This window comes from Burkholderia sp. JPY481, assembly GCF_038900515.1.
GTDB lineage: Bacteria > Pseudomonadota > Gammaproteobacteria > Burkholderiales > Burkholderiaceae > Paraburkholderia > Paraburkholderia youngii.
Map to the genome: position 1 here is coordinate 56,941 of NZ_JAYMRT010000020.1, position 23,628 is coordinate 80,568.

The 23,628-nt window shown below is 64.8% G+C and carries 23 protein-coding genes; 11 read left to right on the top strand and 12 right to left on the bottom strand.

All coding sequences use genetic code 11. The features are described 5' to 3' along the window. Positions 1-266: 266 nt before the first annotated feature. Complete coding sequence (sodB, locus tag VSR82_RS32495) at positions 267-845, bottom strand: superoxide dismutase [Fe] (protein ID WP_013090345.1); 579 nt, start codon at positions 843-845, stop codon at positions 267-269. Positions 846-1,071: 226 nt separating this feature from the next. After that, entirely contained in the window at positions 1,072-2,451 is a 1,380-nt protein-coding gene (gene xseA / locus VSR82_RS32500; RefSeq protein ID WP_410848532.1) for an exodeoxyribonuclease VII large subunit, read from the bottom strand. Positions 2,452-2,998: 547 nt separating this feature from the next. Here xseA and lpxK point away from each other — a divergent pair. The 5 genes from lpxK to VSR82_RS32525 all read left to right on the top strand — a co-directional run bounded on the left by lpxK (position 2,999) and on the right by VSR82_RS32525 (position 7,093). Next, positions 2,999-4,015 (top strand): tetraacyldisaccharide 4'-kinase, encoded by a 1,017-nt coding sequence (gene lpxK / locus VSR82_RS32505; RefSeq protein WP_368584759.1) that lies wholly within the window; start codon positions 2,999-3,001, stop codon positions 4,013-4,015. Then, on the top strand, positions 3,996-4,199 hold the full coding sequence (locus VSR82_RS32510; RefSeq protein ID WP_007180583.1) for a Trm112 family protein: 204 nt from the start codon (positions 3,996-3,998) through the stop codon (positions 4,197-4,199). Before lpxK ends, VSR82_RS32510 begins: the two co-directional genes overlap by 20 nt. A 206-nt stretch (positions 4,200-4,405) precedes the next feature. Continuing rightward, the gene (gene kdsB, locus VSR82_RS32515; RefSeq protein ID WP_429458113.1) at positions 4,406-5,200 is read left to right on the top strand and encodes a 3-deoxy-manno-octulosonate cytidylyltransferase; all 795 of its coding nucleotides are present in this window, start codon (positions 4,406-4,408) and stop codon (positions 5,198-5,200) included. Between the two features lie 209 nt (positions 5,201-5,409). Beyond that, entirely contained in the window at positions 5,410-6,075 is a 666-nt protein-coding gene (adk, locus tag VSR82_RS32520) for an adenylate kinase (protein ID WP_176121699.1), read from the top strand. 259 nt (positions 6,076-6,334) lie between these two features. After that, a complete protein-coding gene (locus VSR82_RS32525) occupies positions 6,335-7,093 on the top strand; it encodes a 3-hydroxyacyl-CoA dehydrogenase (protein ID WP_429458111.1) in 759 nt (252 codons plus the stop codon). Between the two features lie 81 nt (positions 7,094-7,174). On the opposite strand, the gene VSR82_RS32530 is transcribed toward VSR82_RS32525, so the two are convergent. After that, the gene (locus VSR82_RS32530; RefSeq protein ID WP_176110260.1) at positions 7,175-8,017 is read right to left on the bottom strand and encodes a SirB1 family protein; all 843 of its coding nucleotides are present in this window, start codon (positions 8,015-8,017) and stop codon (positions 7,175-7,177) included. Between the two features lie 5 nt (positions 8,018-8,022). Then, the gene (murJ, locus tag VSR82_RS32535) at positions 8,023-9,573 is read right to left on the bottom strand and encodes a murein biosynthesis integral membrane protein MurJ (protein ID WP_429458109.1); all 1,551 of its coding nucleotides are present in this window, start codon (positions 9,571-9,573) and stop codon (positions 8,023-8,025) included. 473 nt (positions 9,574-10,046) lie between these two features. On the opposite strand from murJ, the gene rpsT reads away from it, so the two are divergent. After that, positions 10,047-10,325, top strand: coding sequence for a 30S ribosomal protein S20 (gene rpsT, locus VSR82_RS32540; protein ID WP_013090353.1), 279 nt, complete (start codon positions 10,047-10,049; stop codon positions 10,323-10,325). Positions 10,326-10,480: 155 nt separating this feature from the next. On the opposite strand, the gene VSR82_RS32545 is transcribed toward rpsT, so the two are convergent. Then, complete coding sequence (locus VSR82_RS32545; RefSeq protein ID WP_368584755.1) at positions 10,481-10,828, bottom strand: DUF3579 domain-containing protein; 348 nt, start codon at positions 10,826-10,828, stop codon at positions 10,481-10,483. 516 nt (positions 10,829-11,344) lie between these two features. Between VSR82_RS32545 and argF the strand changes: the two genes are divergently transcribed. Further along, complete coding sequence (gene argF, locus VSR82_RS32550; protein ID WP_429458107.1) at positions 11,345-12,274, top strand: ornithine carbamoyltransferase; 930 nt, start codon at positions 11,345-11,347, stop codon at positions 12,272-12,274. Between the two features lie 135 nt (positions 12,275-12,409). Here the strand turns inward: argF and murB are convergent, their stop codons facing one another. Continuing rightward, positions 12,410-13,450 carry a UDP-N-acetylmuramate dehydrogenase gene (gene murB / locus VSR82_RS32555; RefSeq protein WP_410848534.1) on the bottom strand — a complete coding sequence of 347 codons (1,041 nt, stop codon included), beginning with the start codon at positions 13,448-13,450 and terminating at the stop codon, positions 12,410-12,412. A 251-nt stretch (positions 13,451-13,701) separates the two neighbouring features. Here murB and VSR82_RS32560 point away from each other — a divergent pair, with 251 nt between their 5' ends. Further along, entirely contained in the window at positions 13,702-14,187 is a 486-nt protein-coding gene (locus VSR82_RS32560) for a YajQ family cyclic di-GMP-binding protein (protein WP_018421633.1), read from the top strand. A gap of 98 nt (positions 14,188-14,285) precedes the next feature. Here the strand turns inward: VSR82_RS32560 and plsY are convergent, their stop codons facing one another. After that, positions 14,286-14,921, bottom strand: coding sequence for a glycerol-3-phosphate 1-O-acyltransferase PlsY (gene plsY / locus VSR82_RS32565; protein WP_368584753.1), 636 nt, complete (start codon positions 14,919-14,921; stop codon positions 14,286-14,288). Between the two features lie 142 nt (positions 14,922-15,063). Beyond that, positions 15,064-15,555 (bottom strand): Cys-tRNA(Pro) deacylase, encoded by a 492-nt coding sequence (gene ybaK / locus VSR82_RS32570; protein WP_498858392.1) that lies wholly within the window; start codon positions 15,553-15,555, stop codon positions 15,064-15,066. Positions 15,556-15,707: 152 nt separating this feature from the next. Between ybaK and VSR82_RS32575 the strand changes: the two genes are divergently transcribed. Beyond that, positions 15,708-17,291: a class I adenylate-forming enzyme family protein gene (locus tag VSR82_RS32575; RefSeq protein ID WP_498858393.1), complete on the top strand. Its 1,584-nt coding sequence runs from the start codon at positions 15,708-15,710 to the stop codon at positions 17,289-17,291. Between the two features lie 33 nt (positions 17,292-17,324). On the opposite strand, the gene xerD is transcribed toward VSR82_RS32575, so the two are convergent. Genes xerD through queG form a run of 3 tightly spaced genes read right to left on the bottom strand, consistent with a single transcriptional unit; the run spans position 17,325 to position 20,105 of the window. Further along, positions 17,325-18,275, bottom strand: coding sequence for a site-specific tyrosine recombinase XerD (xerD, locus tag VSR82_RS32580; protein WP_429458103.1), 951 nt, complete (start codon positions 18,273-18,275; stop codon positions 17,325-17,327). Further along, positions 18,272-18,742 (bottom strand): methylated-DNA--[protein]-cysteine S-methyltransferase, encoded by a 471-nt coding sequence (locus tag VSR82_RS32585; RefSeq protein ID WP_368584749.1) that lies wholly within the window; start codon positions 18,740-18,742, stop codon positions 18,272-18,274. Before VSR82_RS32585 ends, xerD begins: the two co-directional genes overlap by 4 nt. A 52-nt stretch (positions 18,743-18,794) precedes the next feature. Beyond that, complete coding sequence (gene queG, locus VSR82_RS32590) at positions 18,795-20,105, bottom strand: tRNA epoxyqueuosine(34) reductase QueG (protein ID WP_429458099.1); 1,311 nt, start codon at positions 20,103-20,105, stop codon at positions 18,795-18,797. A gap of 17 nt (positions 20,106-20,122) precedes the next feature. On the opposite strand from queG, the gene tsaE reads away from it, so the two are divergent. Further along, on the top strand, positions 20,123-20,719 hold the full coding sequence (tsaE, locus tag VSR82_RS32595) for a tRNA (adenosine(37)-N6)-threonylcarbamoyltransferase complex ATPase subunit type 1 TsaE (protein WP_410848537.1): 597 nt from the start codon (positions 20,123-20,125) through the stop codon (positions 20,717-20,719). Continuing rightward, complete coding sequence (locus VSR82_RS32600; protein WP_498858394.1) at positions 20,713-22,320, top strand: N-acetylmuramoyl-L-alanine amidase; 1,608 nt, start codon at positions 20,713-20,715, stop codon at positions 22,318-22,320. The genes tsaE and VSR82_RS32600 overlap by 7 nt, the downstream gene beginning before the upstream one ends. A gap of 394 nt (positions 22,321-22,714) precedes the next feature. On the opposite strand, the gene VSR82_RS32605 is transcribed toward VSR82_RS32600, so the two are convergent. Beyond that, positions 22,715-23,596, bottom strand: a complete 882-nt coding sequence (locus tag VSR82_RS32605; RefSeq protein ID WP_368584745.1) for an EamA family transporter — start codon at positions 23,594-23,596, stop codon at positions 22,715-22,717. Positions 23,597-23,628 lie beyond the last annotated feature (32 nt).

Consider the following 23,628-nt stretch of genomic DNA (forward strand, 5'->3'; position numbering starts at 1 on the left):
GCCGCCGCAGCGGCTCGCATTGCCTGCGGCGCGCCCGCCCCCGCCAGCCCGGCGAAGTCGACGGGCGGCCGTCGAGGTCCACTTAGCGCCCCGCGAAACCGCGGTTACCAACTGTGACAAACTTCTTTCAGAAGCGATCCCTACCGTTCCAATCCGCCGCAGAAAAAGAAAAAGCCCTCGCGATGGAGGGCCTTCGTCTCTAGCTACCATCTTCAATCGCGACCGCAAGGATCACGACATCAGACGACGAGCTGCAACCGGAAATCTCAAGCGAAGTTCTTCGCTGCGAAGTCCCAGTTGACGATGTTCCAGTACGCTTCGACGAACTTCGGACGCGCATTGCGATAGTCGATGTAGTAAGCGTGCTCCCAAACGTCGATCGTCAACAGCGCCTTGGCGTCGGTGGTGAGCGGCGTGGCGGCGTTGCTCGTCGACACGAGGTCGAGCGAACCATCGGCCTTCTTCACGAGCCATGCCCAGCCCGAGCCGAACGTGCCGACCGCGGTCTTCGCAAACTCTTCCTTGAACTTGTCGAACGAACCCCACTTCGCGTTGATCGCGTCAGCGAGCGCGCCGGTCGGTGCACCGCCACCTTGCGGCGAAAGGCTGTTCCAGAAGAACGTGTGATTCCACACCTGAGCCGAATTGTTGAAGATACCGCCCGACGACTTCTTGACGATCTCTTCCAGCGACAGGTTCTCGAACTCCGTGCCCTTGATCAGATTGTTCAGGTTGGTCACATAGGTCTGGTGATGCTTGCCATAGTGAAACTCGAGCGTCTCTTCCGACATGTGCGGAGCGAGCGCGTTTTTCGCAAACGGCAGCGGCGGGAGCGTATGTTCCATGGTGCTTTCCTTCTCTATATCTGTTGTGGGGAGTCTGCGGATGACGCTATCGAGCACTCGATTGTAGGCGAGTTGGAATAACCCCGCAAACGACCGGCCTTTATGTCCGGCATGTCGAACACGCCGTGCGCAAGGCCCTTCGGAAGGGCGCGCATGGCGCGTGCCCGGGTCGTCGGCAGGCAGGACATGACAGGAGATAGGCGCCACGCGCCCACCCGGCAAAACGTCAGAAGCCGTCAGTCAGACGTGCTTGCACGTCGGCGAGCGCGACGTCGGCCGAGCCTTCGGCGAGATGCATCGTCAAACGACGTCCGGGTTTCAGCGACGACGGCGTGCGGATCGCCCGACCGCTTTGCGCATCGAGCACGGCCGCATAGCCGCGCTCGAGCGTGCGCTGCGGACTCAGCACTTCGAGTCGCGCGCCGAGCATGTCGATGCGCGCGACCTGACGTTCATGCTGGCGCGACAGCGCTGCATTCAGGCGTTGCGCCAGCGTGTGGATGCGCGTGCGCTCGGCCGCGAGATCCGGCCGCCAGCGTTGCCAGCGCATCTGCAAGAGCGAGAATCGGGCTCGGGCGTCGCGCACCGGCCGCGCGCCCGCTGACGCGAGCCGCACGCGCAGTTGCTGCAAATGCGTGCGCTGCCGCGCGAGCCGCTCGGCTGGCGACACGAGCCGGCGCGTCAGCCAGTCGAGCTGCTGCGCGCGCCGCTCCATCATGCGGCCGAACCCGCGCGCGAGCGTCGCGTGCCGATGATCGAGTTCGCGCAGCAGCATGACGCGCTGCGGACTCACGAGTTCGGCAGCCCCGGTCGGCGTCGGCGCACGTACATCGGCGGCGAAATCGGCAATCGTGAAATCGGTCTCGTGGCCGACGCCGCTCACCACGGGTATCACGCTTTCCGCAATCGCGCGCGCGAGCACTTCTTCGTTAAAGGCCCACAGATCTTCGATCGAGCCGCCGCCGCGACACACGATCAGCACGTCGACCTCGCGGCGCGCGCCAGCCGTCTCGACCATCGCCGCCAGCTTCGCGCTGACACCCGCGCCCTGCACCGGCGCCGGATAAACGATCACCGGAATATGCGGCGCGCGGCGCGAGAGCGTCGTCAGCACGTCGCGCAATGCGGCCGCCTGCAAGGACGTGACGATACCGATCGCGCGCGGATGCGTCGGCAGCGCGCGTTTGCGCTCGGCGGCGAACAACCCTTCGGCTTCGAGCTGCGCCTTCAACCGCAGAAACGCTTCATACAGACGCCCCTGACCGGTACGGCGCACCGCTTCGACATTTAGTTGCAATTCACCGCGCGGTTCGTACATCGTCACGAGGGCGCGCACTTCGATGCGATCGCCTTCGCGCGGCATGAATTCGGCGTACTGCGCGCGACCACGGAACATCACACAGCGCATCTGCGCCTGCGCGTCCTTGATCGAGAAATACCAGTGACCACTCGCGGCGCGCGTGAAGTTCGACACTTCGCCCGCAACCCAAACGAGTGGAAACGAGCGTTCGAGCATCGTGCCGATCGCGCGATTGAGCGCGGAGACGGGAACGACGACCTCACCGCCTGGTGTGGCCGCCGAAGCAAAAGGATTTTCGGGGTTCATGCGAGGAATAAATAGCGCTGGCCGGACAGACGATAGACCGAGCGACGAGCGGCGTCCAGCCGGAATCGCAGGATTGTTAAAAGTGTCCACATGGCGGGAACCGCCTGACGAATTCCGCCAGAACGCCCGCCAACGCCAATAGATTCCTGGCAGACCCTTGATTTATATGGCGTTTGCATCTCAATAGAGAGCGAGCACTTCGATCCAAAGCGCACGGAATGGCCCTCCCGGACCATCGGATGGCAGGTTCTCCACAAAGTTATCCACAGACTGTGGGCGACCGCACATAGCATGGACCGGCGTCCATCAAGCCCTGCGCGACTTGCCGGCCGGGACGCCCGCGCGCTAGAGTTGCGGGTTCGACGGCATGCCGATCGCGCGGTGCGCCGGGGAGCTGGCCGGCCTGAGGCCGATAAGCACGAGCCCTTTCGCCGCGCGGTTTGCACCTCATTTTTCGACCGTATTCGCATTCGATTGCCCGGAGAACCGCGTTGATGTTGACCCCGCGTAGTGCGCTCGGCACGCAGTCCTTGCCCGCAACCCGCCCATGAGCGAACTCAGCGACCGTCTCGCAGCGCGCCTCGCGCGCGAATGGCAGCAACGCGGCCCGCTCGCCTGGGCGCTGACGCCGCTCGCCTGCGTGTTCGGCGCGGTCGCGGCCGCGCGCCGCGCCGCGTTTTCGCAAGGCTGGCTGAAGTCGGTGCGCGTCGGCGTGCCGGTGGTGGTGGTCGGCAACGTGACGGTGGGGGGCACCGGCAAGACGCCGACCGTCATAGCGCTCGTCGAAGCGTTGCGCACCGCGGGCTTCACGCCTGGCATCGTGTCGCGCGGCTACGGCGCGCGCGTGAGCACGCCGACCCAGGTCACGCCCGGTTCGTCGGCGCGCGTCGGCGGAGATGAGCCGTTGCTGATCGCGCGCCGCACCGGCGCACCCGTATGGGTCTGTCCGGATCGCGTCGCCGCCGCGCAGGCGCTCTGCGCCGCCCATCGCGACGTCGACGTGATCGTCAGCGACGACGGCTTGCAGCACTATCGCCTCGCGCGCGACGTCGAACTCGTCGTGTTCGATCACCGGCTCGGCGGCAACGGCTTCCTGCTGCCGGCCGGGCCACTGCGCGAGCCGTTGTCGCGCCGCCGGGACGCGACGCTGATCAATGATCCGTACGCGCGCACCCTGCCCGCGTGGCCGAACACGTTCGCACTGCAGCTCGCGCCCGCCGACGCGTGGCATCTCGACAATCCCGCGCTGCGCCGCCCGCTCGCGCAATTCGCCGGTCAACGCGTACTGGCCGCGGCCGGCATCGGCGCGCCGGAACGCTTTTTCGCGACAGTGCGCGCGGCCGGCATCACGCCCACGACGCGCGCACTGCCCGACCACTACGCGTTCGAGCGCAATCCGTTCACCGACGTCGACGCCGACGCGATCCTGATTACCGAAAAGGATGCGGTAAAATTGGGGGCCTGGCACGACGCGCGCATCTGGGTAGTCCCGGTCGAAGCCGCGCTTGATCACCGCCTCACTGCATTAGTTGTGGAGAAAGTCCGTGGACGCTCGCCTGCTTGAAATCCTCGTTTGCCCGATCTGCAAGGGCCCGCTCAGCTACGACCGCGCCGCGCAGGAACTGATCTGCAACGCGGACAAGCTCGCCTATCCGATCCGCGACGGCATTCCCGTGATGCTCGTCGACGAAGCGCGGCAGACCGTCGAAGGCACGCCGGTCGATCTGAATCCCGGCTCGGTCGCCTGACCCGGCGCGGCGCTGCACCGCGGCGCCGTGACGTCTCGCTCGCTCGCGGGTCACCGGGCAAAGCTTCGTCAACGCCAATGCCCGCCCGTATGTGCTCCACGATCGATCCGTAGCCGTTTCTGCCGCTCCGGCTTATGTCCGACTCTGCGTGCGCATCGCGCGCGCAGCCCCTTCCTCCGGCCTGATTGCCGCCCGTTCCCGATCCGATGATCCACACCACCCCTCATCCGTTTATCGCTGTCGTGCCGGCCCGTCTGGCGTCGACGCGTCTGCCCAACAAGCCGCTCGCGGACATCGGCGGCAAACCGATGGTCGTGCGCGTCGCGGAGCGCGCGCGCGAATCGGGCGCGCAGCAGGTGCTGGTCGCGTCGGACGCGCAGGAAGTGCTCGACGCGGCGCACGACCACGGCTTCGACGCAGTACTCACGCGCGCCGACCATCCGTCGGGCACCGACCGCCTCGCGGAAGTGGCGACGCGCTTCGGCTGGAGCGACGACACGATCATCGTCAACGTGCAGGGCGACGAGCCGCTGATCGACCCGGCGCTGGTGCGCGGCGTCGCCGCGCATCTGGCAACGACGGACGACTGCGCGATCGCGACGGCCGCCCATCCGATCACCGATCCCGCCGAAATTTTCAATCCGAACGTCGTCAAGGTCGTGCCCGATGCGCGCGGCGTCGCCCTGTATTTCTCGCGCGCGCCGATCCCGTGGGCGCGCGACGCATGGCAGCCGCACTGGCCCAACGTCGCGTCGATGCCGGCGCCGCCCGCGCCCGCCGCCGTATACCGGCACATCGGCCTGTACGCGTACCGCGCGAAATTTCTGCGCACGTACCCGAGCCTCGCGATCTCGCCGATCGAGCAGGTCGAAGCGCTCGAACAGCTGCGCGCGATGTGGCATGGCGAGCGCATCGCGGTACTGGTCACACATGACGTGCCGTTACCGGGCGTCGATACCCCCGCCGATCTCGCGCGCGTACGGGCTTTATTCGGGTCTTGAGGGCGGGAAGCCGTGGCATAATCGAACGGTTATGCGCGCCTCCCAGCGCAGCGACACTCGGGTTATCCCGGTCGCGCCGTGCGGATCTTGCAGCGCCGTCATTTCGACGTGCAGCGCGAGCTAGCCAACGGTAGCCGATGCGGAACTTGCGAGAATCGCCGGGAAGCCTGCTGCGTAAATAAAGAATTCACATAGATCTGGAGATATCCATGCGTTTGATCCTGTTGGGTGCACCGGGTGCTGGCAAAGGCACTCAGGCCAACTTCATCAAGGAAAAGTTCGGCATCCCGCAAATTTCGACCGGCGACATGTTGCGCGCGGCCGTCAAGGCTGGTACGCCGCTCGGCCTCGAAGCAAAGCGCTTCATGGATGCCGGCGAGCTCGTCACGGATGAGCTGATCATCAACCTCGTGAAGGAACGTCTGCAACAGCCGGACTGCGCGAACGGCTACCTGTTCGACGGCTTCCCGCGCACGATTCCGCAAGCCGAAGCAATGAAGCAGGCCGGTGTCGCGATCGACTACGTGCTCGAGATCGACGTGCCGTTCGACGAGATCATCGTGCGTATGAGCGGGCGCCGCTCGCACCCTGCGTCGGGCCGCACGTATCACGTGACGTTCAACCCGCCGAAGGTCGAGGGCATCGACGACGTGACGGGCGAGCCGCTGATCCAGCGCGACGACGACAAGGAAGAAACGGTCAAGAAGCGTCTGGAAGTGTACGAATCGCAAACCAAGCCGCTGATCGAGTACTACAACAGCTGGGCGAAGAACGGCGATGCGTCGAGCTCGGTGAAAGCGCCCCAATATCGCCGCATTTCGGGCCTCGGCAGCGTCGATGAAATTCGCGCCCGTGCGTTCGACGCGCTGAAGTAAGCTGGATTGATCTAAGATTTCCGCTGTTTGCGTTCGACCGAAACCCGCCCACATTGGGCGGGTTTTTTATTGGCTCAGCGCGCCAACCGCAACGGCAAGCGCTGTGCACGGAACGTCCAGCAGAACCGGTTGGTCTTGCATAGCGCTCGCATTTCCGCCGCCCGCGTCGCTTTCCGCAGCGCAGCACAGCCGCTACAATCGATCGTCGAAAAACGCTTCGATCCAGACTGCACTGAACAACCGTAGCGAAGGAGAAGACATGGAAATTCGTGACAACGTGTTCCTGATCACCGGCGGTGCATCAGGGCTCGGCGCTGCCACCGCGCGCCTGCTGGTCGAGCACGGCGGCAAGGTCGTGCTCGCCGACCTGAATCTGGACGCGGGCGAGGCGCTCGCCAAGGAACTCGGCGGCGTATTCGTCAAATGCGACGTGAGCCGCGAAGAGGACGCGCAACGAGCCGTCGAAGCCGCCGCGAAGCTCGGCACGCTGCGCGGGCTCGTGAACTGCGCGGGCGTCGCGCCGGCCGCGAAGACCGTCGGCAAGGATGGCCCTCATTCGCTCGATCTGTTCACGCGCACGATCTCGATCAACCTGATCGGCACGTTCAACATGATCCGGCTCGCCGCCGTGCAGATGTCGAAGAACGAGCCGAACGTCAATGGCGAACGCGGCGTGATCATCAACACCGCATCGGTCGCCGCGTTCGACGGCCAGATCGGCCAGGCGGCCTACTCCGCGTCGAAAGGCGGCGTGGTCGGCATGACGCTGCCGATCGCGCGCGACCTGTCGCGCAACGCGATCCGCGTGATGACGATTGCACCCGGCATCTTCGAAACGCCGATGCTGCTCGGCATGCCGCAGGAAGTGCAGGACGCGCTCGGCGCGATGGTGCCGTTCCCCCCGCGCCTCGGCAAACCGGCCGAATACGCGATGCTCGCCAAGCAGATCTTCGACAATCCGATGCTGAACGGCGAGGTGATCCGGCTGGACGGCGCGATCCGTATGCAGCCGAAGTGAGGCGCGTGGCGATAAAAAAACGCCTGTACATGTGCGACATGTGCAGGCGTTTGCTTTTTATGCAGCGTGAAAAGCGCGGCGCTATTCGCCGCCGTCGTGCCGCGTGCGCTGCCGCAATTCATGCAGTTGCGATTCGACCACGGTGGCATCTTCCGCATCGGGGCGATCCCCAAGGTAGCTTTCGAGGTCCTCGAGCGCGGGCCGCAGATAATCGAGCCGCGCATACGCGAAACCACGATCACGCACTTCCTCGATATTGTCCGGCAGCAGAATGACGAGCCGCTGCTGCACGGCGAGCAGACGTTGCCAACGCTCGGTTTGCAGATAGATCGCCTTCAGGTTGCGCAGCATCCGCGCGACGATCTCGCGACGCGTGGCCGGTTGCAGCAGCATGCGCAACGCGCGGCCGACCGAATCGCCAGCCGACGCGACGTACGGTTCGAGCATCTCGACCATCTGCGCTTCGGACAGCGAATGACCGGTGGTCGGATCGAGCATCACGTCGCCGTCGGGCGTCGTCACGCGCAGCAGGAAGTGGCCCGGAAACGACACCCCGCGCACCGGAACGCCGAATTGCTCGGCCATCTCCAGATAGAGCACCGCGAGTGAAATCGGAATCCCGCGGCGACGTTTGAGTACGACGTTCAGATGACTGTTGTCGGGGTCGTAGTAATCGTTCAGATTGCTCGCGAAACCGAGTTCACGGAAAAAGAACCGATTGAGGATGCCAACCTTCTGACGGATGTCGGCATCGTCTGGCATGCGGCGGCGCAGCCGCAGCACCAGCTCGTCGATCTCGGCGAGCACCGACTGCAGATCGAGGTCGGGATAGGCGTCCTGCGCGAGCGAGAGCGCCGTCTCGGTCAGCGGCAGGCTCTCGTCTTCGGCGACGAGCGTACTGAAATAATCGAGAACCCGCGACATGGTGATCACTTCACTCGCCTTTTGAAATACGCGTACTTGAAGCCCATCAGCCAAAGCATACCGAAATATAGCGCGGCGAACAGTACGAGACACGCACCGAGCAACACCATGCGGCTAACCGGCTGGGTATGCATGCCGACCCAGTCGAAGCTGATTGCAAGCCAGCGCATCACGCCGGCGAGCACTAAGCACGCACCGAGCAACTGCACGAAAAACTTGAGCCAGCCGCTCGACGGCGTATAAATGCCGCGTTTGCGCAGACCGATGAACAGAAGCAACGCATTCACGCAAGCGCCGAGCCCGACGCTCAGCGTGAGGCCCGCGTGCGCGAACACCGGCACGAGCGCGTAGTTGCACAGCTGCGTGACGACCAGCACGCCGATGCCGATCTTCACCGGCGTCTTGATGTCCTGCTTCGCGTAGAAGCCCGGCGCAAGGATCTTGATCAGGATCAGGCCGATCAGGCCAACGCCGTACGCGGCGAGCGCGCGGCTCACCATCACGACCGCGGTGCCGTCGAACTTGCCGTAGTTGAACAGCACCGCCGTCAGCGGCTGGGCGAAAAAGAACAGCGCGATCGCGCTTGGTGCGGCGAGCAGGAACGTGACGCGCAGTCCCCAGTCGAGCAGCGACGAATACTCGTGCGAATCGGCATCGACATGCGCCTTCGACAGGCTCGGAAGCAGGATCGTGCCCAGCGCGACGCCGAGCAGCGCGGTCGGAAACTCCATCAGCCGGTCGGCGTAGTTGATCCACGACACCGCGCCGGGGCCGATGTGCGATGCAATGTTGGTGTTGATGATCAGGCTGATCTGCGCGACCGAGACCGCGAACATCGCCGGCACCATCTTCGCGAGGACCCGCTTTACGCCGCGATGCGCGAGCGCGTGCAGCGGGTTCAGGCCGATGCGCGGCACCATGTCGATCTTCTTGAGGCCCGGCAGCTGCACCGCGAATTGCAGCACGCCACCGATGATCACCGCCCACGCGAGCGCATAGACCGGCGTTTGCAGGCGCGGCGCGAGAAACAGCGCAGAGACGATGAACGAAACGTTCAACAGCACGGGCGCGAATGCGGGCAACGAAAAGTTCCGGTACGTATTCAGCACGCCCGACGCCAGCGACGTCAGCGAAATGAAAATGATGTACGGGAACATGATGCGCGTCATCGTGACCGCGAGCTGGTATGCGTGGCCCTCGCGCGCAAGGCCCGACGCGACGACGAACACGACGCCCGACGCGCCGACCACGCCGATCACCGACAGCACGGCGAGCGCCCACGCGAGCACGGTCGAGGTCGCGTCGACGAGCGCCTTGGTGGCGTCGTGGCCTTGCTGGTTCTTGAACTCGGCGAGGATCGGCACGAAGGCCTGCGAAAACGCGCCTTCGGCGGAAATGCGGCGCAGCAGGTTCGGAATGCGAAAGGCGACGTAGAAAGCGTCGGTGTATTGACTGGCGCCGAACGCACGGGCGATCAGCGTTTCACGGGCCAGTCCGGTCACGCGCGACAGCAGCGTGAAGCCGCTGACCGTCAGCAGGGCTCGGAATAGATTCATGGGGCGCTTATTATACGGGTCCCGCTAATGCGGGCGACGAGCCGGAACGCGATTCGGACCGATTTGCTGCGCGGACGTTCGCCGCAATCGGCTGAAAAGTGCGATTTTTGTCTTTTCAGCGGCTTTCCGTGCTGTGCCAGCACGTCAGCGTCATCATGACGCCGCTCCCCTTACTGTGACGCGGTCGCGCGTTTCCCGTTGTCACGTGCCTGATTTTGTTGCTATAATCGTCGGTTTCGAAGCTTGCTCAGTTTTCGCACGGTCTTCGGACGGGATTCTCAGGTTGGCGCAGCGCCGCCTGTCAATACATCCGAAGCCTTGAAACACGGGCCCGCCTTCGCGTAGTTCGATCGATTTTTTCGACACTTTTGCGCCCTTGGGCAATCGCTTCCAAGGGTTCGGATCGAGAAGCAGCACCTCGCCTCATCGTTGAAGGCCGGGTACTGGAAACAGGAACAGGATAAGGAACCGTCATGGCTAACTCCGCACAAGCACGCAAGCGCGCCCGCCAGGCCGCGAAGGCAAACTCGCACAACTCGGCACTGCGCTCGAAGTTCCGCACGGCTATCAAGGCTGTCCGCAAGGCAATCGACGCAGGCGACCAAGCCAAGGCCGCCGAAATCTTCAAGGCATCGTCGAAGACCATCGACATCATCGCCGACAAGAACATCATTCACAAGAACAAGGCAGCTCGCCACAAGAGCCGCCTCGCTGCAGCCATCAAGGGTCTGCAAGCGCCCGCAGCGCAGTAATTCCGGTCGGCCCGCTTCGGTGGGCTACCTCCTGTTTCCGCTGCACAAGAAGCCCGCTTTGGCGGGCTTTTTTGATTTGGCTTGGTGACCAGCCACAAAAAAACCCGCTGCTTGCGGGTTTTTGTTTTTGCTTTTGCCGATCCGGCCAGCTTGCGTCAGATCGCATGCCGTTTGGCTTCCGGCGCAGGCGCATGCTCGAGTTCCAGTTCGCACGCCTCGGTGACGAGGAGGTCGTTGTCTTTCGCGAAGTTCAGAACGAAATCGAAGGCCATTGGCTCGATGTCGCGCAGCCGCGAATCGAGAATCACGCATTTGAGATCGCCGATCATGGTTGGCCGCACGTACAGCGAGTACTGCATATAGGCGTTCGGCCCCTTCCTCACGCCGGGCCCGAACGACGACATGACGCCCGCGAGCCGCTCCGACCAGTCGCTCGGCCGAAATCTTTTCCCGGTCGACGTAATGCCCTGAATGAAATATTCGATTGGAGCTGCTTCGGCCATGTAGAAATACCTGTGTGACTGCCCAGCGGACTGACGACCAACCGGCGACACCGATTGCACGCTCGAATTCACTGCAAGCGGCATGCACGGCGAGCGCTTGCAGCCACCTGCGACGTGCGTGGGACCTGGCGCTAACGCAACAATGACGAGCCGCACCACGAGAACCGCTGCGGCGAACCGGCTGAACCGCTCTGGCGCCTGTCATGACGGCCACGCCATGACAGACTTTCCGCGCCGCGCCAGCCGCGTTTCTTGATGCGAAACGCCGGCCTGCTGGGCTATGGGATAACCCTTAAATTATAGCGCAGCGGGCCCTTTTCCGCAGCGCACACAAGTGCCCTCCGATGACCTCGCGCAGCCCGACACAACGCCTTCTACTAGCTTTCTAATTACTTTCACAGCCTTCCAGCTGACTCGTCAAACGGGGCGAAATCCTTTATGCTGGATTGAGTTACCACCAAACCGACGGCGGCGCAGTCCGGCAACCCTGCCGGGTGAGACCGCCGTATTTGTTTCATGACCGCCAAGAAAATTCGCCACTACCTGCAGTTCAAGGACTTCTCGCTGGAAGACTACGAGTACGTGCTGGAACGCGCGCGCATCCTGAAACGCAAATTCAAGAACTACGAGACCTATCATCCGCTGCATGACCGCACGCTGGCGATGATCTTTGAAAAGAATTCGACGCGCACGCGCCTGTCGTTCGAAGCCGGCATCTTCCAGTTGGGCGGCCACGCGGTGTTCATGAGCACGCGCGACACGCAGCTCGGCCGCGGCGAGCCGATCGAAGACGCCGCCCAGGTCATCTCGCGCATGGTGGACATCATCATGATCCGCACGTTCGGCCAGGACATCATCCAGCGCTTCGCCGAAAATTCGCGCGTGCCGGTGATCAACGGGCTCACGAACGAGTATCACCCGTGCCAGGTGCTCGCGGACATCTTCACGTACTTCGAACATCGTGGTCCGATCCGCGACAAGACGGTCGCGTGGGTCGGCGACGCAAACAACATGCTGTACACGTGGATCGAAGCCGCGCAGATCATCGGCTTCAAGCTGCGCCTGTCCACGCCGCCCGGCTACAAGCTCGACCGCGCGCTCGTCGCGGCGGAAAGCGCGCCGTTCTACGAGGAGTTCGACGACCCGAACGAAGCCTGCGCGGGCGCCGATCTCGTCACCACCGACGTGTGGACCAGCATGGGCTTCGAGGCCGAGAACGAAGCGCGCAAGAAGGCCTTCGCCGACTGGTGCGTGGACGCCGACATGATGGCGCGCGCGAATCCCGACGCGCTCTTCATGCACTGCCTGCCCGCCCATCGCGGCGAGGAGGTCAGCGCGGAAGTGATCGACGGACCGCAGAGCGTCGTGTGGGATGAAGCGGAAAACCGTCTGCACGTGCAGAAGGCGTTGATGGAATACCTGCTGCTCGGCAAGCTCAATCACTGAGCGGGCCGCTGACCAGGCACTCGCCGGGACTACGGTACAAAAAAAGGCGCCGGGAGGAAACTCCCGGCGCCTTTTTGCATTCGTCGGTGGTGAAACTCAGCGCCGCACGTCAGCGCGCACAGAGCGCACTTCCGCTCAGAGGCAAACCGGCTCCGCCTCCAGCTCCACGCCAAATTGCTCGAACACTTCGTGCTGGATCGCCCGCGCCAGCGCCAGCACTTCCGTGCCGCTCGCGCCACCGCGATTCACCAGCACCAGCGCCTGGCGTTCATGCACGGCGGCCGCGCCCATCGCGCGGCCCTTCCAGCCGCATCGGTCGATCAGCCAGCCGGCCGCCAGCTTGACCCGGCCATCCGCTTGTGCGTACGACACGATTTCCGGCTCGCGGCGCTTCAGCGCCTCGAACTGCGCGGCCTCGATCACCGGATTTTTGAAGAAGCTCCCCGCATTGCCCAGTTCGAGCGGATCGGGCAGCTTCGCGCGCCGCACGGCGACGACCGCATCGAAAATGGCCTGCGCGGTCGGCTGCAGGGCCGCACCATCGGCTTCCAGTTGGCTTGCCGCGGGACCGCGCGCCGCCAGCTCACGGGCGAGATCCGCGTAGCCCGCGCGCGGCTGCCACGCCTTTGGCAAACGGAACGTGACCGACGTGATCACGAAGCGCTCGCGCCCTTCCCGCTTGAAAAAACTGTCGCGATAGCCGAACCGGCATGCATCGGCGTCGAGTTCGACGGCGTTGCCGGTCGCGAGCTCGATCGCCCTCAGCGATGCGAAGCGTTCGCAGATTTCGAGCCCGTACGCGCCGATGTTCTGGATCGGCGCCGCGCCGACCGTGCCCGGTATCAGCGCGAGATTCTCGAGGCCGGGCATGCCTTGGGCCAACGTCCACGCGACGAACTCGTGCCACGGCTCGCCGCCGGCCGCCTCGACATACCACGCATGCTGATCCTCGCGCACCACGCGGCGGCCGCGCAGCGCCACCAGCAGCACGAGCCCGGCGAAGTCGCCGGTCAGCACGACGTTGCTGCCGCCACCGAGCACGAGGCGCGGCAGGCCCGCGACGCGCGGATCGCGCACCGCAGCGGGTAATTGCTCCTCACGCTCGATCAGGCACGCGAACTGCGCGCGCACGTCGAAGCCGAACGTGTTGTGGGCCTTCAGCGAATAGCCGGCCATGAGAGACGCGACGACGGGAGCGGCAAGAGCGGATTGGGGCATCGGAATGGCAACAGGGCAACAACGGGAAGCAACAGCAAACAACGAAAAACGACCAATACCGCGCCTGACTACACGAGCAGCGCCGCGCGGCGGCCTTGGGCAAAAGAGAGCGGCGTCGGTAAAATGACGTCCGGTCCGTGATTATAGCGAGTGCCTCGCGCGCAGCCGTCCGGCCGCGTCGCGCACTGCCGCACTATTGGGAGAATGCAATGCCATCGTTTGACGTCGTCTGCGAAGCGAACATGATCGAAGTCAAGAACGCGATCGAGCAGTCCAACAAGGAAATTTCGACGCGTTTCGACTTCAAGGGGTCCGACGCGCGCGTCGAGCACAAGGAAAACGAAATCACCGCGTACGCCGACGACGACTTCAAGCTCGGCCAGGTGAAGGACGTGCTGCTGTCGAAAATGGCCAAGCGCAACGTCGACGTGCGCTTCCTCGACTACGGCAAGATCGAGAAGATCGGCGGCGACAAGGTCAAGCAGGTCATCAAGATCAAGAAGGGCGTGTCGGGCGATCTGTCGAAGAAAATCGTGCGTCTGGTGAAGGACAGCAAGATCAAGGTTCAGGCGAGCATTCAGGGCGACGCGGTGCGCATCACGGGTGCGAAGCGCGACGATCTGCAAAGCGTGATCGCGATGCTGCGCAAGGACGTGACCGACACGCCCCTCGACTTCAACAACTTCCGCGACTAAGCAGTACGGCGCGCGAGGCTTGCAACGCAACGCGCGGCGCCGCGCCCAAAGTCTTCGAGCCGCTTCGCCTCAGGCCGGGCGATACGGCTCAGCCCACTTCAAAGATCGTTGCCGGCCGCCGGACTGGCGGCCTTCTTTTTGTCGCCGATACGGCTCTCCTGCCCCTTCATCAGCTTCGCGATGTTGCCGCGATGTCGCCACACGAGCAGCAGGCTCATCACCAGAACCGCGAGCGCAACGATGCGCGGCCCGAACAGAAACACGTAGAAAAGCGGCGCGAACAGCGCCGAGCACAGCGCCGCCAGCGACGAATAGCGCGTGAAGAACGCGACGATGATCCAGGTCAGCAAGGTCGCGACGCCGAGCGTCGGGTTGATCGCGAGCAGCACGCCCGCAGCGGTCGCGACACCCTTGCCGCCCTTGAAGCGGAAGAAGACCGGATACAGGTGACCGAGAAACACCGCGAGCGACGCAATCGCGATCGAGCGCTCGTCGAGCCCGTAGCGTGCACCGAATTGCACGACCAGCCACACCGGCAGCCAGCCCTTGAAGGCGTCGCCGATCAGCGTCAGAATCGCGGCCTTCTTGCTGCCGCTGCGCAGCACATTGGTGGCGCCCGGGTTGCCCGAGCCGTACGAGCGCGGGTCGTCGAGACCCATCGCGGCGCTCACGATCACGGCAAACGACAACGAACCGATCAGATAGGCAACGACAGCGACGATCAGGTTTTGCATCTAGGACTCTTATAAGGATCGCGGTCTGACATTCGATACCCCAACCGCAACAGGGTACGCCCGTCGAAACGAGGCGGCGCACATTTTACCGAAGGCGTCCGCGCGAAAAACATTCAGGCAAACGTCAACTCGCCCGTCGGCGTCAGTCCTCGCTCGCGCACTGCACCGGCTTCGCCGCGAGCAGATCCGAGAGCACTTTCGGCTCGATGCTGACGAGAAAACCGCGCCGCCCTCCGTTCAACCAGATTTTGTCCATCTCGAGAATGGTCGACTCGACATACACCGGCATCTGCTTGCGCGTGCCGAACGGCGAGGTGCCGCCGATCAGATAACCCGAATGCCGGTTCGCGACTTCGGGCTTGCACGGCTCGACGCGCTTCGCGCCGATCTGCCGCGCGAGGTTCTTGGTGCTGACGGTGCGATCGCCATGCATCAGCACGATCAACGGCTTCGCGTGCTCGTCTTCCATCACCAGCGTCTTCACGACATGATGCTCGTCGACGCCGAGCTGGCGCGCCGATTCCGCGGTACCGCCATGCTCGACGTAGTCGTAAGGATGTTCGCCGAACGTGACGCCGTGACGGCGCAGCAGTTGCGTGGCGGGGGTTTCGGACACGTGTCTGGATTTGCTCATCGGCGCATTGTAATGGCGAGATTGCACAACGGCTATTTGCCGAACCGGCAATTGTGCGGGTTCGACGCTTGTGGCACGATCGTTCGAAATTATGCCGGCAGGATGCGAAATAGTACGCGCAGAGCTACGAATTTAGTCTTGCAATCAATTGCATGGGACCAGAGGAGACAGCGTTGAACCAGGCTTCATCCATCCGTTCCACAATCGACATCCCCGCGCTGCTCGCCGCCCTACCCGCGCGCATCAGCGACATTCCGGCGCTCGCCGCCGCACGCGATCCGCGGCATGTCGCGCTGATCGAAGATGCGCGCCGCCTGACCAACGAGCAACTGCTAGAGGCCGTCGATGCCGCCGCCGCGCTGCTGCGCGAATGGGGCGTGCGCGGCGGCGATCGCGTGATGATCGTCGCGGAGAACAGCATCGCGCAGGTCGTGCTGCTGTTCGCGACCGCCAGGCTCGACGCGTGGGCGCTGGTATCGAACGCGCGCCTGTCGGCCGCCGAACTCGATTCGATCCGCGCGCATGCACAACCGCGCGTCGTCGCGTATGCGGTCGAAAGCTCGCCCGACGCGCGCCAGCAGGCTGAGCGTCATCGAGCGACACCGGCACCTGCGCTGTCGCCGGACATCGGCGCATGGTCATACGCGTTGGACGGCAGCGTGCAGGCCGAAGCGGTCGAAGCCGCCAGCGACCACCAATGCGCGGCGCTGATCTACACGACCGGCACCACCGGCGCACCGAAGGGCGTGATGCTGTCGCATCGCAATCTGCTGTACATCGCGGCCGTGTCGAGCCGGCTGCGCCAGGTCGGACCTGAAGACGTCGTCTATGCGGTGCTGCCGATCTCGCATGTGTACGGCTTCGCATCGGTATGCCTCGGCAGCCTGCATGCGGGCGCGACGTTGCGGCTCGCGCCGCGCTTCGTGCCGGAAGCGGTGCGCCGCGCCCTCGCCGACGAGCACGTGTCGATCTTCCAGGGCGTGCCGGCGATGCACGCGAAGCTGCTCGAACATCTGCACACGCACGGCCACGCATGGTCCGCGCCGCAACTGCGCTTCGCGTACTCGGGCGGCTCGCCGCTCGACGCCGCGTTGAAGTCGCAGGCAGAAACCGTGTACGGTCTGCCGCTGCACAACGGCTACGGCATGACCGAAAGCAGCCCGACCGTGTCACAGACGATGGTCGACGCACCGCGCGCCGATTGCTCGGTCGGCGAAGTCATTCCGGGCGTCGAAGTGAAGTTCGTCGGACTCGACGGAGTCGAAGCCGCGCCGGGCGAGATCGGCGAGCTGTGGGTGCGCGGCCCGAACGTGATGCTCGGCTACTACCGCAACCCCGAGCAGACCCGCGCGACCGTCACCGAGAATGGCTGGCTGAAGACCGGCGACCTCGCGCGCCGGGACGCGGACGGTGCATTGCATATCGTCGGGCGCAGCAAGGAACTGATCATCCGCTCGGGCTTCAACGTGTATCCGGCCGAGGTCGAGCACGTGCTGAACGCGCATCCGCAGGTCGTGCAGTCGGCGGTGATCGGGCGCGCGGTCGAGGGCAACGAGGAGGTGATCGCGTTCGTCGAGCTGATTGCCGGCGCCGCAGTCGCGCCCGCGGAGTTGATCGCGTGGTGCGGCGAGCGGCTCGCGCCGTATAAGCGGCCTGCCGAGGTGAAGGTGCTCGCGTCGCTGCCGGCCGCATCGACCGGCAAGATTCTCAAGCACCGGTTGCGCGAGTTGGTGTGAAGCGAGCGCAGGCCCGCGCGCTTCACACCGTGCTCAGCCGCGCGGATGATGCTGCGCGTGCAGCGATTTCAGACGTTCTCGCGCGACGTGCGTGTAGATCTGCGTCGTCGAGATATCGGTGTGGCCGAGCAGCAATTGCACGACCCGCAGATCGGCACCGTGATTGAGCAGATGCGTCGCGAACGCATGCCGCAACGTATGCGGCGACAACGGCGCATGCACACCCGCCGCCTGCGCGTGTCGCTTGATGATGTTCCAGAACTGCTGGCGCGTCATGCCTTCGGCGCGTGCCGTCACGAATAGCGCGTCGGCCGCGCGCGGGCCGAGCAGCGCCGGGCGCGCCTCGCGAAGATAGCGCTCGATCCACGCGTGCGCCTCTTCGCCGAACGGCACCAACCGCTCCTTCGAGCCCTTGCCGGTGACGCGCACGACGCCTTCGTTGAGTCCCACCTCGACGGTCTTCAGCGTGACCAGTTCGGTCACGCGCAAGCCGCTCGCGTACATCAGTTCGAGCATCGTGCGATCGCGCAAGCCGAGCGGCGTGCCGAGGTCGGGCGCGCCGAGCAGCGCTTCGACCTGCGCTTCGCTCAAGGTCGACGGAAAACGCGGCGGCTGCTTCGCCGAGCGGATGCGCAACGTGGGATCGGCGGCCGCGCGATGCTCGCGCACCGCCCACGCGTAATAGCGGCGAAACACCGACAGCCGGCGGTTCGCCGAGGTCGCCTTGTCCTTTTGCCGCGCCGCGCTGTAGGCGCTCAGGTCGGCTTCGCTCGCGGTGTCGAGTGACGCATTGCGCGTGTGCGCGAGCCATTCGCAGAACAGGCGCAAGTCGCGGCGATACGCGTCGAGCGTGTTGCGCGACAGGCCGTGTTCGAGCCACAGCGCGTCGCAAAAGGCGTCGATCGATGCGGCGCTGGTCAGCAGCAGCGGCGATACGGCGGCTGTGTCTTCGACGTGTTCAGCGGTATCGGGGGTCGTGCTCATACGTACGGCACACCTTCATGCGCGAGCAGCCAGCGCTTCACGTCGCGAAAGAAGCCATCGCCGCCATCGTGCGCGAAGCCGCCGATGCCGCTCGCACTCACCACGCGGTGACACGGAATCACGATCGGAAAGAAATTCGCGCCGCACGCCTGGCCGACCGCGCGCGGCACGCTGCCGAGCTGCTTCGCGAGTTGTCCGTAAGTCAGCACGACACCGGGCGGGATGTCGCAGATCGCCTGCCACACGCGCCGCTGGAACGCGGTGCCGCACACGGCGAGCGGCAACTCGAACTTCGCGGACGCGCTCTCGAAGTAACGCTCGATCTGCTCGGCCGCCTCGCGTGCGAGCGGCGTCTCGGGCGCGACGTTGCGCGTCGAGTCGGGCAGATAGACGATCTCGCGCACCGCCTCGCCTTCGAGCCGGATGCCGACCTTGCCGAACGGCGCATCGATCACTGCGTTGAACATGATTGCCTGCTCCTCTAGCGTGCCGGATTGCCGGCACCGAATTGCCACGACTTTACGCCGCTTCCAGCGCCCACTCCACATGCTCGCGCACGAGCGCCGACGGATCGTCGGCTCGCTGCTTCAACGCCCGCACGATCGCGTCGCGCGCATCGGCGTCGAGAGCTCCGGGCGCGGCGCGCAATGCGTTGCCCATGCCGACCGCGAGATTGCGCAGCCAGCACTCGTAGCCGATGCGGCGAATCGCGCTGCCCTGCATGCGCGTATCGAACTCCTGCGCGCTCCACGCGAACAGTTCGACCAGCGACGCGCGATCGAGCCCGTGCCGCACATCGAAATCGGCGACCGGCGCGGCCTGCGCGAACTTGTTCCACGGACACACGAGCTGGCAATCATCACAGCCATACACCCGATTGCCGATCAGCGGCCGCAGCTCGAGCGGAATGCTGCCCTTCAGCTCGATCGTCAGATACGAGATGCAGCGCCGCGCGTCGACCTTATACGGCGCGACGATCGCGCCGGTCGGACAGGCGCCGATGCAGCGCGCGCAGCTGCCGCAATGCGAGCCCGGCGTTTCGGGCGCGACCTCGGGCGAGGTTTCGGAGTCGGTCGGCAGCGGGATGTCGACATAGATCTCGCCGAGGAAAAACAGCGAGCCGGCGTCGCGCTGCAAAAGCAAGGTGTGCTTGCCGCGCCAGCCGATGCCGGCCTTCTGCGCGAGTTCGACTTCGAGCACTGGCGCCGAATCGGTGAACACGCGATAGCCGAACGGCCCGGTCGCCGCTTCGATCCGGTCGGCCAGTTGTTGCAGGCGCTGACGCATCACCTTGTGATAGTCGCGGCCGCGCGCATAGATCGATACGACCGCCGTCGATGGGTCCGCGAGCCTCGCATGCTCGGCCGCGCGCCAGTCGCGCGCGCGGGGTGTCGCGCGTGAGACAGGTGGCGTTGCGTCTTGCTGCATGCTTTCAGGGGCGGCTTCATGCGCCCCTTCATACGCACCCTTGGCCACCTCACCTTCCAGCGTCCGCGCAGGCAAATAGGCGATGCGCACGGTGATCACGCGTCGCGTGCCGGCCACAAGCTCGGCGGGCCTCGCGCGTTTCATGCCGTGTTTGGCCATATAATCCATCTCGCCGTGGCAACCCGCTTCGAGCCATGCTGCAAGCGGCGCTTCGGCGGCCGACAGATCGGTATCGCTAATGCCGATCGCCCCGAAACCGAGTTCACGGCCCCACGTCTTGATGTCGAGCGCGAGCGCACGAAGCGCCGCCTCATCGAAACGGGACGTTGCATCAGAAGCTCGCACGGTATCATCGGCCGATGCGGGCGTGCAGGAAACAGGGGACTTCGGACTTCGGTTCATCACGTCATTTTACGAGAATGCCCGTCAATCCCGATCACGCGACCCTACCGTCCGCCCCGGTGCTGCTCGAACGCTCTTTCGCGCTCGCGGACGAAGCCGCGACGCAGACGTTCGGCGCGCGCTTCGCACAGGCGATCGAAAGCGTGCGCGCGGCCTCGCAGCAGGCGCAGTCAGCACAGCCCGGCGCCGCAAGCGACCTCGCATTCCACGGCCTGCAAGTCCAACTCGTCGGCGATCTCGGCGCCGGCAAAACCACGCTCGTGCGCGCGACCTTGCGCGGCCTCGGCCACACCGGCCGCGTGCGCAGTCCGACCTACACGCTCGTCGAACCGTATGTGCTCGCGCGGCCCGCTGGGGAACTCGCGCTCTATCACTTCGATCTGTACAGATTCTCCGATCCGGCCGAATGGGCCGACGCGGGCTTTCGCGAATATTTCGATAGCGGCGCGGTCTGTCTCGTCGAATGGCCGCAACGCGCGGGACCGCTGCTCGGCGTACCGGATCTCGTCTTCTCGCTCGGGCTCGTCGGCAACATGGACGCAAACGCGGACGCACGCGTACTCGTCGCACGCGCTTATAGCGAATCAGGAAAGGCATGTCTCGAAAGATGTTAATCAAACCGTTCCATTCGATCGAATCGGCAGCGGGCGCAACGCATAACTGGCGGCGCCGGCAGATCCTGCGCGCGGGCGCGTCGACGCTGGTGCTCGGCCTCGTCGCGCCGCGTCTCGCGTTTGCGAGCTCGGTGCTCGGCGTGCGCGTGTGGCCCGCGCGCGACTACACGCGCGTGACGATCGAATCCGATCAGCCGCTGCAGAACACGCAGCAACTGCTGCAGGGACCGGACCGGCTCGTCGTCGATCTGAACGGCCTCGATCTCGATCAGGCGCTCAAGGAACTGGTGTCGAAGATCACGCCGAACGATCCGCAGATTTCGTCGGTGCGGGTCGGGCAGTATCAGCCGCACGTGGTGCGCATGGTGTTCGACCTGAAGGGCTCGGTGAAGCCGCAGGTGTTCGCGCTGCCGCCGGTCGGCGCGTACAAGTACCGGCTGGTGTTCGACCTGTATCCCGCTGTCGCGCCCGATCCCCTGATGGACCTGCTCGCGCAGACCGAGCGCAAGCAGCAGGCGCTCAACGAAGAAAACAGCGCGCCCCCCGCGACGCTGTCCGGTCCCAGTACGCCGCCGCCCGTCGACAACAGCGAGGCGTTCTTCGAGCATTACGCGCAGAACGGTGGCGCGGGTAGTGGCGCAGGCAACGGCGCCGCGGGCGTACCTCGTCCGCCCGCGCGTGGCACGCCGGCGCCGTCAGCGCCGGCGATTGCCGGCAGGCAGCCCACACCCTCTGCGCCGTCCGCGCCGCCGAGCGCGATCGCCCGCAACAAGGGTGGCAACGCCAATAGCAACAGCACCGCACGCGGCCTCGACAGCAACAACGACAACCTCGGCGAGAACGGCGACACCTACGCATTCACCACGCCGAAGTCGGGCCGCAGCAACACCGTGCGACTGCTCACCGTCGCGATCGATCCGGGTCACGGCGGCGAAGACCCGGGCGCGATCGGCGGCTCAGGCACCTACGAGAAGCACGTCGCGCTCGACATCGCGAAGAAGCTGCGCGCGAAGATCGACGCGCAGCCGAACATGCGCGCGATGATGACGCGCGACGCCGACTTCTTTGTGCCGCTGAACGTGCGCGTGCAGAAGGCGCGGCGCGTCGGCGCGGACCTGTTCGTGTCGATCCACGCGGACGCGTTCACGACGCCCGAGGCGAAGGGTTCGTCGGTGTTCGCGCTGTCGGAGCACGGCGCGTCGAGCGCGGCCGCGCGCTGGATGGCGAACAAGGAGAACTCGTCGGACCTGATCGGCGGCATCAACATCAAATCCGACGACGCCACCGTGAACCGCGCGCTATTCGACATGTCGACCACCGCGCAGATTCGCGACTCGATGCGCTACGGCAACTTCGTGCTCAAGGAGATCGGCGACATCAACAAGCTGCACAAGGGCTCGGTCGAGCAGGCCGGCTTCGCGGTGCTGAAGGCGCCGGACATTCCGTCGATCCTCGTCGAGACCGCGTTCATCAGCAATCCGGATGAAGAGCACCGCCTGAACGACGACGCGTATCGCGACAAGATGGCCAACGCGATTCTGACCGGCATCAAGCGCTATTTCGCGGCGAATCCGCCGCTCGCGAAGAGCCGCATGACGTGATGTCGGCACGCACTCACCGCCTCCAGCACGTATTGGCGTTGGCTGGAATGATGAAATGCCGGCTCTCGCCGCGTGAAGCCTCTGATGGAGTCGCGCCGACGCCTGGCGAAGATCGGGAGGCCTGATACGGCGCGGTCTTTTTCGCATGAAGAAGCCCCGCGGACGGTCCGGGCACAGGTGCGTCCGGGCCGGTTTTCATTGGGAAGTTGCTTGAGCCGCGCACGCAAGCGTTTGAGCCACGCGGGCAGTTTGCCGTATCAGCGTGTCACGTCCGCCCAAGCCATTTCGCACTGATTGGTGTGGAACGCGCGGATCAAGCTCAGCGCTTCCGGAGCGTGTGCCTGGCTTGCGGGTAGCAGACGCCGCCGTACGCTGCCGCTGGCCCAACAGTTGCTCAGCGCGCCGGCATAAAGCGCTGCACGACCCAGCCGCCGAACACGTTGACCGCGAGCCCCGCCATCACGAGCAATGCGCCCGCCACCTGCATCGCCGACAATTGCTCGCCGAGCAGCAGCGACGCCGACGCGAGTCCGACGATCGGCACCAGCAGCGAGAACGGCGCGACCTGGCTCGCCGGATAGCGCGACAGCAGACGGCTCCACAAGCCATAGCCGACCAGGGTCGCGATAAACGCCAGATAGACGATCGCGAAGATCGACAACGCGCTGATACCGGTCAGCGCGGCGGCGATCTCGCGCGGCCCCTCGAATACGAACGACGCGGCGAAGAACGGCAGCGGCGGAATCAGGCTGCCCCACACGACGAGTCCGACCAGATCGACCGTGCCGACCTTCTTCGTGACGATATTGCCGAGCGCCCACATGCACGCGGCGCACAGCGTCAGCAGGAATCCGACCAGCGACATCGTGTGGCCGCCTTGCAGACCGATCACCGCGAGCCCCGCCGCGGCGATCAGCAGACCCGCGACATTCGGCAATCGGAAGCGTTCGTGCAGAAACAGCGCCGCGAAAATCAGCGTGAAAAACGCCTGCGCCTGCAGTACCAGCGACGCGAGCCCCGCCGGCATGCCGACATACATCGCCGAGAACAGGAACGCGAATTGCCCGAACGAGATCGTCGCGCCGTAGGCGAACAGCCACCGCCACGGCATCTGCGGCCGCTTGACGAAAAACACCGCCGGCACCGCAGCGAGCGCAAAGCGCAGCGCGCCGAGCAGCATCGGCGGCACACCATGCAGGCCGACCTTGATCACGACGAAATTGACACCCCACGCGACCACGACGATCAGCGCGAGCAGCAAGTCCCTGGGCGACATCCAGGTCTCCAGTGAAATGGTTCGATCCGGCA